General features: G+C 69.5%; 1 protein-coding gene. It reads left to right on the top strand.

Features of this window, described 5'->3' with window-relative positions; genetic code table 11:
• A partial coding sequence (locus tag Q8M82_RS22210) for a mechanosensitive ion channel family protein (protein WP_305693468.1) occupies positions 1 to 1,401 on the top strand: 1,401 nt, incomplete at both ends.

The raw sequence follows: 1,401 nt of genomic DNA, 5'->3' as shown, positions 1-1,401 counted from the left end.
AGGCTGCTGCTGGTCTATGCGGTGGTGACGCCCGTCATCATCGTCGTGCTGCTGCTCGCCGGGCGCGTCGGTTCGGGCCCGCATCCCCTGGCTGGCCTGCTGCTGTTGTCGGGGCTCGTGGCGCTGCTGTTCAAGCTGTGGTGGTTCTACGACATGCGCCACGACCTCGCCGTGCTGATCCTGAAGGGGTCGACGGCCCCCGGTCCCTGGCGGCGCCTGACCGCGCTGGCCGCTCCCTGGTTCTACATGGCGACGGCGGTCGCGCTCTGGGCGGTCGGACGTGCCGCGGCGATGATGTCCGACGGGGCGCGCTGGGCGGAAGCCGCGGCCCTGACCCAGACGGCGATCGTGATCATTCCGATCCTCGCCGTCGGCATCGGCAGCTGGCTCGACTGCCGGTCCGCACGCCACGCCATGGCCGAAGGCGAGACACCCCTCTCGCGGGCGACCGGGGCGGCGCTGCGCGCGGCCGCGGTCGGCATCCTCTGGGCCGCCGGGTTCTTTATCCTGGCTCGGCTGTGGGCGGGTCTGCTCGTCGGTATGAGCACCACGCAGTTCACCGCCTTCTCGCGGCAGGCGGCAGGCGTCGCCGTCTTCGGCTTCGCCGGCTGGGTGGCGCTCGTCTTCCTGCGCGTCTTCTTCGACGCCTGCGCGCCCAAACCCCGCGCGTCCGGCCACGCGGACGAGGAGGAGGGCACCGGCGACAGCGTGCCCTCCCGGCTTGCGACCGTGCTGCCCGTCCTGCGCGGGGTCGTGCTGGGCGCAGTGCTCGGCCTCACCATCCTGATCGTGCTGTCGCGCATGGGCGTCGACATCGGCCCGCTGCTCGCCGGCTTCGGCATTCTCGGCCTGGCCATTTCCTTCGGCTCGCAGGCGCTTGTCCGGGACATCGTCTCCGGCGTTTTCTTCATGCTTGAAGATGCCTTCCGCGTCGGCGAATATGTCGACACCGGGCGGCTGAAGGGCACGGTCGAGAAGATTTCGCTGCGCTCGATGCAGTTGCGCCACCAGAGCGGGCAGATCCACACCATCCCCTTCGGCCAGATCCAGCAGCTGACCAACGCCAGTCGCGACTGGGCGACGGTCAAGTTCAACGTCCGGCTCGACCACTCGGCCGATATCGAGCAGGCGCGCAAGACGATCAAGAAGGTCGGGCTGGCCCTGTTGGAGGACCCCGAATTCGGGCCTCACTTCATCGCCCAGCTGAAGATGCAGGGCGTCGCCGACATCACCGACAGCGCCGTCGTGATCCGGCTGAAATTCACGGCCAAGCCGGCCCAGGCCTCGACGCTGCAGCGCGAGGCCCTCAAGCGCGTCTACCGCGCGCTGAACGAGGCCAAAGTGCCCTTCGCCTCGAATCTGGTGACGGTGCGCGGCGGCGAGGGCGGCTCGGCCTCGAGC

Source organism: Allobosea sp., from assembly GCF_030694325.1.
Classification (GTDB): domain Bacteria; phylum Pseudomonadota; class Alphaproteobacteria; order Rhizobiales; family Beijerinckiaceae; genus Allobosea.
This window is presented reverse-complemented; position numbering and strand designations above follow the sequence as displayed.